Here is a 744-nt window from a genome sequence, read left to right as displayed (position 1 = left end):
TCGCTGAGCAGCTGGTAGATCCGCCGCGACGACGCGGGGTCGACGTCCCCGTCGAACAGGTCGTCCTCGATGTCGTCGATGTCGTCCTGCAGCCCGGCGACGACCGGGGCGTAGCTGTCGATGACCTCGTCGAGGACGGCGCAGAGCACCGCCTCGGACCCTCGCCCCAGGGCTTCCGGATCGGCTTCGAGTCGCTTCCGCACGTCGGCCAGGTTCGGCCGTTCCGCCTGCCGCACGGTGACCACGAAGCCCCGCCCGGTGAACAGGTGCACCTCGCCGAACTCGACCGTCTCCTCGTCCTCGTCGTACCAGGCGGGTCGCAGCACCACGAAGAGCGTGTCGCCGTAGCGCTCGAGCTTCGCGCGCTGGTGCCCCTTGTGCGCGTCCTCGACGGCGAGCGGGTGCAGCCCGAACTCGTCCGCGACGGACGCGAGTTCGGTGGCGGTCGGTCGGAACAGCCCGATCCAGGCCATCGCCCCGCTGCCCGCGGCGTCGAGTGCCTCGTAGGTCAGGCTGAGGTCCTGCGGCGACTGGGTCCGCGTTCCGTTGACGTAGATGCCGTTGTCGATGAGGGCCACCGGTGTCCTCCTGGTTCCGTGGGGCGTGCGGGCAACCTGCCGATCATGCCGGACCGCCGACGGTGCGAGCGCTTCCCTGACGGAGCCCTCACGCTGCGCGCCGGATTCCTGTCGGAGTCCTGACACGCCCTGGGCGCGACCCAGGACGGACTGGAGGCACGGTGCC

The 744-nt window shown here is 70.6% G+C and carries 1 protein-coding gene; it reads right to left on the bottom strand.

All coding sequences use genetic code 11. The annotated features are described in order from the left end of the window. Window positions 1-578, bottom strand: a 578-nt coding sequence (locus tag BIU95_RS17360; protein ID WP_302846973.1) for a CorA family divalent cation transporter, incomplete at its 3' end; no start/stop codon positions are given. Between the last annotated feature and the right edge of the window lie 166 nt (window positions 579-744).

The sequence above is a fragment of the Curtobacterium sp. MCBA15_007 genome, assembly GCF_001864905.1.
Classification (GTDB): domain Bacteria; phylum Actinomycetota; class Actinomycetes; order Actinomycetales; family Microbacteriaceae; genus Curtobacterium; species Curtobacterium poinsettiae.
This window is presented reverse-complemented; position numbering and strand designations above follow the sequence as displayed.